The organism is Candidatus Neomarinimicrobiota bacterium, assembly GCA_036476315.1.
In the GTDB taxonomy this organism is placed as follows: Bacteria; Fidelibacterota; Marinisomatia; order Marinisomatales; family S15-B10; genus JAZGBI01.
Genome location: JAZGBI010000112.1, coordinates 1 through 9,282, shown reverse-complemented (window position 1 = coordinate 9,282; position 9,282 = coordinate 1). Strand labels below are relative to the sequence as shown.

At 48.6% G+C, this 9,282-nt stretch carries 4 protein-coding genes; 2 read left to right on the top strand and 2 right to left on the bottom strand.

The window, feature by feature from the left end; all coding sequences use genetic code 11:
- Together V3U24_11710 and V3U24_11705 are read left to right on the top strand one after the other, a co-directional pair.
- Positions 1-211, top strand: a 211-nt coding sequence (locus tag V3U24_11710; GenBank protein MEE9168109.1) for a hypothetical protein, incomplete at its 5' end; no start/stop codon positions are given.
- A gap of 298 nt (positions 212-509) precedes the next feature.
- The gene (locus tag V3U24_11705; GenBank protein ID MEE9168108.1) at positions 510-6,866 is read left to right on the top strand and encodes an Ig-like domain-containing protein; all 6,357 of its coding nucleotides are present in this window, start codon (positions 510-512) and stop codon (positions 6,864-6,866) included.
- 1,005 nt (positions 6,867-7,871) lie between these two features.
- On the opposite strand, the gene V3U24_11700 is transcribed toward V3U24_11705, so the two are convergent.
- A complete protein-coding gene (locus V3U24_11700) occupies positions 7,872-8,426 on the bottom strand; it encodes an outer membrane beta-barrel protein (protein MEE9168107.1) in 555 nt (184 codons plus the stop codon).
- Between the two features lie 382 nt (positions 8,427-8,808).
- On the bottom strand, positions 8,809-9,282 hold a 474-nt coding region (locus V3U24_11695), incomplete at its 5' end, for a hypothetical protein (GenBank protein MEE9168106.1).

Here is a 9,282-nt window from a genome sequence, read left to right as displayed (position 1 = left end):
CGGCTCAGGAACCGTAGACATTTACACTTCATTCCTCGGAACGGACAGCATTTCTGCCTCTGGGACGGGTAACTTGGCCTTTTTGGTGTTTAGTACGACAGCTCCTGGTAAGTCTATACTCCAGTATACGTCAGAGTGCGAGCTGGTGAATCCTGATGACGCCCCAATGGAGATCAAGGGCTTTGTCAATGGAGTGATCAGTGCGAACTAAACTTTTTCTCATTACAGCTTATCTTTTCGTGATTGTGGACATACATGGCCAGACAAATGTAGGTGGCGTAATTAATAGTAATACCACTTGGACCTCGTCGAACAGTCCATACATTTGCACTGCGAGCGTGTTAGTAAGCAGTGGGGTAACCCTCACCATTGAGCCCGGAGTAACCATAAAGTTCGAGCCTTCAACATCTCTGCAAGTCAACGGAACCTTAGTTAGTCGAGGAACAAGCACCAATCCGATCATTTTCACTTCAAATTCATCTGCTCCTGAGACCGGAGATTGGACCGGCTTGGTTTTCGCCAGTACAAGTTCAGTGGCAACATTCGATGCCAACGGCAACTATTCGGGCGGGTGTATTGTGGAACACAGCAAGATTACCTACGCCTCCGTTGGATTGGATCTGAATACAAACTCACCCTATATCAACAATTCAACAATTGAACTAAACGATATCGGGATCCGCCTAGGAAACTACTTTGGCGCTTCGCCACGCTACCCGCTCACAATCACGAACAGCAAAATAGCAAAAAACAAGAAATGGGGAATTCTCGGGGGCCCCGTTAATCCTGTACAGTCTGGTCCTATTAGTCTAAAGAATAATGTGGTATTATCGAACGGAGCAGGGGGCCCAGACGCGGGGGGAATCTATCTGTATCTAGAACTACAAGAAACCGTACTCATATCTCGGAATATCTTCTTGTATAACTTCGGAGGAAATACAGGAGGGATGAGTGGAGGCAGTGCCAGCATCAGACTGACGTTGGGCGCCCTCCCGGAGATTTACGATAACGTCATAATCAGTTCCGACAAAGAGGCAGGTTGTATAAGCACATGGTTTGGCGGCAGTATTCACAATAATTTGATTCAAGCTGAAGATGGAACCCACGCCTTGTATGTAGGTACTAATGTAGGTACCGCGGGAAACGTGTACCGTAATAATACTATTATCTACGATGGGGCTAACACCGCAGTCGAATCCGGCAGTCGCAGTTCTCCTGGTGCCACCATGAACAATAATAATATCGTTAGCAAGTCGATCACAATTCGTGCTTCAGCTTGGAACTCTGTAACGATAAACGCTGAGAACAACTGGTGGGGAACAAACAATGAGTCTGAAATTCAATCCAAGATCCATGATTGGAACGATGACAATACAATTGCATTTGTGGATTATTTGCCATTCTTAAATGCTCCAGACACCACGGCCCCCATCTCGCCACCATCACAGGTTGTAAAGCAAACTGCCGCGGGCGGGGTACAGCTTACCTGGAATGCAAATCCTGAAGGGGATAGGGCGGGATACAAGATTTACTATGGTAATCCTACAGGGTATTCTTTTTCTAATTTCGTCGATGTCGGTAATGTAACTAGTTACACTCTCTCCGGCGTCTCAACTACGGATACAATTGCAGTCACTGCGTACGATATGCAGGCTGATGGAACGACAGATCAGGTGGAGGGTCATGAAAGTTGGTTTTCTATAGCTGAGGCTGCACATCCCACAGTCACCATTTCGTCAACGGCAAGTTCTCCAACAAAAACGTCTCCCATCCCCATCACGGTCACCCTCAGCGAAAGTGTGACGGGATTTACTGCCGGTGACGTCTCCTTAACCAACGGTACAATCACATCAGGAAGCTTTTCTGGTTCAGGGAGTTCCTATTCCTTTACGGTGACTCCCTCCGCCGACGGAGTGGTAAAGGTCGATATTGCAGCCAACGTGGCCACCGATGCGGAAGGCAACGGAAACACGGCCGCTAGCCAGTTTAGTATCACCTATGACGGAACGGCTCCGGTGGTGAATGCAGGGTCGGACGTCACCACCAACAGTCAGGTCACTTTGGACGGGACTGGTTCAACGGATGCCACTTCCGGCATTGCCAGTTATGCCTGGAGTAAAGTATCGGGAACCGGGACCATTACGTTTGGCACGGCCAACGCTTCCACCACAACTATTTCCTCGGATACTGACGGTACATTCACCATTCGGTTGACAGTGACAGATAATGCCGGGAATAGCAATACCGACGACTTAACCTTTATCTGGGATACCACAGGCCCCACGGTATCTTCTTTCAGCCCTCTTGATAATGCGACGGGTGTGGCTATTGATGCCAACTTGATCATCACTTTCACTGAAAACGTGGATGCAAAATCAGGGAGCATTTCTATCAAGAAAACTTCAGATAACACCCTATTCGAGTCGGTAGATGTGACCTCCGCCAAGATAACGGGTTCAGGTGGCGCCACCATAACCATCAACCCAGCAGGCACATTCGCCGGTGAAACGGAGTATTATGTTCTCATCGATGCAACTGCCTTTGACGATCAAGTTGGCAACAGCTTTGCTGGCATTAGCGCTACCACATCATGGAGCTTTACGACGGCGGATGTCAATGCTCCGACAGTATCAATTTCATCCAGTGAAAGTTCTCCCACCAATGTCTCACCCATTCCTGTCACAGTAACTTTCAGCGAAAGCGTGACCGGTTTTTCCTACACAGATGTAACCGTAGGCAATGGTTCCGTGAGCAATTTTTCCGGATCCGGGTCGATCTACAGATTCGATATGACTCCCACGACAGACGGAGTGGTGACTGTTGACGTCCCAGCGAATGCCGCCGAGGACGCAGCGGGTAACGGCAATGCGGCGGCGACACAATTCAGTGTTACCTATGATGCAACAGCTCCCACCACAACAATTTCATCAACCGCAACTTCCCCTACTAGCAGCTCGCCGATCTCTGTGACTGTGACCTTCAGTGAGAGTGTCACAGGATTTGCAGCCGGTGATGTTTCCCTCACCAATGGGAGTATTAGCACCGGCAGTTTTTCCGGTTCCGGCAGCTCCTATTCCTTTACGATGACTCCCGTCGCGGATGGGACAGTCACAGTAAACATTGGTACCAACGTGGCCGCTGACGCCGCAGGGAACGGCAACACCGCGGCCAGTCAGTTCGGCATTACCTATGATACTACATCTCCCGCTGTTACCATTTCTTCATCGGCCAGTTCTCCAACTAATACATCGCCCGTCCCCATCACGGTGGCCTTTAGTGAGGATGTGACGGGATTTATATCCAGTGATGTGACCATTACTAATGGAACTGTCACAAACGGAAGTTTCAGCGGCTCTGGCAGTTCTTATTCATTCACGGTAACGCCATCTGCAGCTGGAACCATGACGGTGAATGTGGGTACAGATGTGGCTACCGATGCAGCTGGCAATGGGAATATAGCAGCGACACAATTCACCGTTACCTATGATAGCACAGCCCCTACCGTGGCCTCCCAATCGCCAGCAGATGGAACAATGGACGTAACCACTAATGCGATACTTGTCATAGAGTTCAGTGACATCATTACAGTTGGAACAGGGAATGTCACCATTAAGAAAGGTTTTGACGATACAAACTTCGAAGTTGTGGATGTCACCGGGAGCAAGGTCACGGTTTCGACAGTGGTGGTGACGGTTGATCCAGGAAGCAATTTTGAAAGCAATACGGAATATTATGTGTTGATCGATGCAACGGCATTCCGTGATCTGGCCGATAATGAGTTTGCTGGTATTTCAGATAAAACCACGTGGAATTTCACCACCTCGTCAGTAGCGGACAACACACCACCTTCATCAACCATCGCAGTGGTCAATGATGGTACTGGCAACGATGTGGACTACCAGAATTCTTTTACTATGATTGCCGCCAACTGGAGTGGCTTCACAGATGAGGTGGGCGTGGTTTCGTATGACTGGGCCATTGGAACCACGTCGGGAGGTACAGGTGTTCAGAACTGGACAGGCGTGGGAAATGTGACAAGTGCGACGAATTCCTCACTTACGTTAACGGAGGAACAGACCTATTACGCAGTGGTTCGAGCGAAGGATGGGGCAGGAAACGTGAGTGATGCAGCTGCCAGTGATGGGGTAACTATAGACGCCACAGGGCCGACGGTCACGATTTCTTCAACCGCGGGGTCTGCCACCAATACGTCCACCATTCCCATCACGGTCACGTTCAACGAGGCGGTGACAGGATTTGAGGCGAGCGACGTGACGGTTGTGAACGCAACAGTAAGCAGTTCTTCCGGTTCCGGTACGACGTACGTCCTGGGTGTAGCGCCCTCACAGGAGGGAACGGTCACCGTAGACATTGGTGCGAATGTGGCTCAAGATGCTGCCGGAAATGGGAATGCGACAGCATCACAGTTCAGTATCATCTACGATGTCACAGCCCCCACCGCTGGGACGGTGAACGATGGATCCGGGGCCGATACTGATGCTCAGGCTTCCACAACGACCGTTGAGGCGAACTGGAGTGGGTTTAATGATGCGGGAAGCGGAATTGCTTCATATGAGTGGGCTATAGGGACGACTTTGGGTGGCACAGATGTGCAGAATTGGACCGAAGTTGGGAATGTCACCATGGCCTCCAATTCCACACTCTCCCTCACTGATGGAACGACCTGCTACGTCTCGGTTCGTGCGAAAGATGCGGCAGGCAACGTGAGTTCGGTGGGGTCATCTGACGGGGTGACGGTAAATGCATCTGCGCCGACGGTGTCGATTTCATCAAGTGTATCTTTTGCCACAAATACGTCTCCCATTCCCATTACAGTAGCATTCAGTGTCGCAGTGACTGGATTTGAAGTAAGTGATGTAACAGTGGGAAGTGGGGTTTTGATTGATTTTTCGGGTTCTGGCACCACCTACACCTTTGATGTGATCCCTTCCGGAGATGGTATTGTGACGATAAACATCGGGGAAAATGTAGCTCAGGACGCAGCGAGCAACAATAATACGGCCGCAATTCAGTTTAGCATAATCTATGATGCGACTCATCCCACAGCTGGGACGGTGAACGACGGATCCGATGCCGATGTTGATTTTCAGGCTTCCGCCACTACGATTGATGCCAACTGGGTTGGCTTCAGGGATGCGGGAAGTGAGATTGCTTTTTACGAGTGGGCTATTAGTTCTATTCCTGGTGATTCAGATGTGGTGGCCTGGACGGATAACGGCACCGACTCCAGTGCTACTGCGGAAGACCTTAGTCTTTCCGAGGGAGTTATTTATTATGCCAATGTGAAAGCCTACGATATGGCTGCAAATGTTTCGGAGGTGGCCAGTAGTGATGGCGTTCAAGTTGATGTAACAGCCCCAACGGGCGGTATTGTGAACGATGGGACCAGTGGCGATATTGAATATTCAGGTTCAGCTAATTTGGTGTCTTGTAACTGGGGCGGGTTTGATGATGGCCAGAGTGGCATCAGCCGTTATGAAGTCGCCATTGGCTCAACACCGGGTGGAACGGATGTCATGGACTTCACGGATGCGGGGTCTGGAAGTTCATTTGCCCAAACGGGATTGAGCCTTGAGCACGGTTCCACCTACTACTGTTCCGTGAGAGCCATTGATCTGGCTGGGAACGTTTCCGACGCGGTATCCAGTGATGGGTTCACCGTTGATGTTTATCCAGGTCCACCGTCTGTGGTTGAGGCTACGCCTGATTCGGGGTCATATTTGCCCTTGATTGGCGACCTCCAGATCACACTCAAGTTTTCAGAAACCATTAGCCACTATGAACTGAGCTTACTATCCTTCCTGGAGTTCACCCTTCAATATGATGAGTTCCAATCCGCTGATAGTTTGATCGTCATATTTCAGAGTCCACTCGCCAGCCTGGATACCATTCAGGTCTCTCTTAAAAATGTGGCTGACTTAAGTGGACAGGTATCCAATGAGATGACACACAGTTTTCCGACGGCACTGTTGGCGGATTACACAGGCGACCTGAGAGTTGACGTCAGCGACTTGTCTGTCTTTGTTGATGGATGGAAGACTAAAAACTTCTCCCTTGAACTGGGGCCCGTCACTGGCGAAATACCTCACTTCGTCCTTGAGCCCGACGCAAAGTATGATCTCCGGGATGTGATGGTGTTCACCCGCATGTGGAACTGGTCTCATAGTAACACGTCCTTTCTGGCACGCTCATACTCCAATATTGGAATTGATCTTCAACTCAGACAATCAGCCCAGAATGTTATTGTTTTGATACCAGAAGAAGCTTCAGCAGGAGAGCTCATTTTGCAATATCAGACATCCAGTGCCAATATCAATGTTTTGGATAATAGGACAGCCGAAAGGATTCTTATTAGCAAGAAAGACGAGGAATCAGGTCAGGTGTTGGTGGACTTTGGCTATCTCACCGATGTTGATAAGAAACATATCGTGTTTGATACAAAATATTATACCAGAGAAAATTCCACCATCACAGTGAGCTATGTTTTCTATTCAGATAACAGGACCATGGTAAGCATGGGTACAAAAGAGATTGACTTAAGACCAATCCCTGAGGAATTTGCCTCACATCAGAACTATCCCAATCCGTTCAATCCTTACACGACCATTTTGTATGATCTGACCGAAGATTCCAGGGTGATTCTTGTGATTTATGACATCCTTGGCCGTGAGGTAAGGACTCTTGTCAACGATCGCAAGATCGCAGGTTATCATTCTATCCTCTGGGATGGGAAGGATAGAACTGGGGGGCCCGTCTCTTCGGGAGTTTACTTTTACCACATTCATGCCGAAGCGGCGCATGGCAGTTCATATTCAAAGAGTCATAAGATGCTGCTATTGAAATGAAGCCGCTCCCCCCAATAGTCTCCTCCACGCCCTGAAACAACTAACTGTTCTTCCAACGGTCCCAGATTTATCCTTTTGCGGAAAATCGAAATCGTGACCACCATCTCAAGAGGGCGGTGCTTTCCGCGGGAACGTTGGTGGGGGATTGCGATTAGGCTGCAATTTGGCCCGAAAGACGGCAAAAGCACCCTTCCCGATATTCTGAAGACCGCCAGCGTGTTGACTACCGAAATACGAGGGGGCCTACGGAGAAGTCTTACCAGGTGATCTATCTTACCGCACCAGTACGATTCTGGGGATACCGGTTATCCGGATACGCAATGGACCTGAGACTTTCCACCTCATCGGCGACAAGTTGCTTTGTTCAGGTCTGCCTAGCCGGAGGTTTAGGACTCAGGGGGAGTTCTTGAAAAAATCGACTATCTCGAGGCAGAGGTCTCCTCTAGTCTGCCCCGTTTTACAGCCACGATTGGTTAGTCAAGAGGATTGTAACTCCAGACGGAACGAGGAATACGAACCAGTGACCTCCGCCTTGTAAGGGCGGCGCCTTCAGTGCACCTTACCGACGATCACTCCTGGTCTGAGGCCCCTATGTGTCCATACAAACCGTGTCCATAATCTGGTACTATTTGACTCCGATAAACATGGTTGACCGAATCTCACACATGCCCAATGGATCCCAAGTATTACGGATCGCTAATGTAACTTGCGGTACTAGTCCAATTAAGGCGACCGCGAAACTTTGTTATGGGTTAGGTGCGAAAGGTTTGAGTGCAGCCCATTCACGTTGCTTCTGGCCTCAGGCAAGAGACAATAACCCTCCTGCCTCGTGGGTGGAGAGACCGTTCTTTCCCCATTATGATTCACGGGAAAATAACTTGACAGAATAGGGAGGAGCTTGGCGGCTCCTCACTATTCTCCGCTCGGGGTTCTGACTCTACAAATGGTTACAGTCGGCTGGGTAGGTCAGGCTTTCAAAAGGGAATAGACTTGACGCCTGATAATCTAGAAAGTATAATTGACACCAACGTTGACCCGTGTATACACCACCTCGAGGTCCAATGTTAATCCCTCTTCGCTCAATTCACCAGTTCCCGCATTGGAGTAATAACCACCCTCAACTGACAGCTGATCATTCAATTTGAATCCTCCGCCAACACCGTACATCAGACCACCCTTAAGATCAATCTCGTCACCTGTATAGGTATCATCTCCACTGAAAAGCAGAGCATATCCGATGCGGGCAACTCCATATAATTGCTCACTCAGGGCATACCTCAGGAAACCGTAGGGACTGGTGAATCCAAACTTTCCGCCATCGGCATCTTCCACTTTGTTCTCTCTGTTCAACTGATATTCAGCACCCGCACCATATTCAATTGATCCTGTCCCACCAAGAACGTGGTCGTATCCGATCGTAATCCCAAGCCCGGCATCATTATCAGCCTTGATACCCAACACTTTTACTTCATGTGTGCCAGTCACATCCGCACTAACTCGAAGTTGAGCAGAGGAAACGGTTGCCATTAATGAAACAAGCACTAATTTGACACAATTCATAGCTCTTCACCCTCCTTGAATTTGCATTCCGCCACTAATCATTGAATATAACTATTCTTAATCATCAAAATGAAAATATTTCGTCTTATTCCTGCTGCACTTTCCGTATCTGCATTCGCAGTCCCTGACGTTCCTCATTGGACAGTTGACCAAATTCAAAAGAGTCAAGCTTCAGATGAATCGTTTGCTGAAAACCCGCCTCCATCCATTGAATCTACACAGTGACGGAGGTTTTGCAGGGCAAGATCCCTGCGGATGCAGGGACATCAAGAAATAATCATTATGAAGGCCGGACGATTACTGATTCAAATCATTCCTGTTGGGATGACTGTCGCTGATGTCCTTTCAGTTCGTCCCTGGTATATCCTGACCAACTGGAGTCCTAACCCTTTATCGCCTCTCTTCGCTTTACCTCGGTTTGAATATCATTGAACAAGCTGTTATAAATTTCAACATCATAGATTTGCTTGACGGTTTGTTTGCCAGACCCGCTCCATTTACTTGTCTGACCATACTGAGCTTCCTGAATATTGAGTCTAACTTCCGTCTTCAAATCACTTATTGTGTTAACCATGAACGAAGCATCCAGCTCACTTCCTTTGTCAGCAACATAACCAAGAAATACCGCTTGAGCAACTTGAGAGCCCGTCGTCACTTGCCTGTCAATCGTCGCGTTGATAAGACCAGTATTCATATCAGTATTTTTTATAATGTAGCCCTGATCTTGTATGACCGTTAGAATTGCCCGATAGACACTTTCATAGCCTCCATCAATTATTCTTGTAGTGATTTCCCGTTTTTGCATCGGCGATAACTTGGGTTGTACTGCACAACCACCAATAAGAAGTCCAAGCAT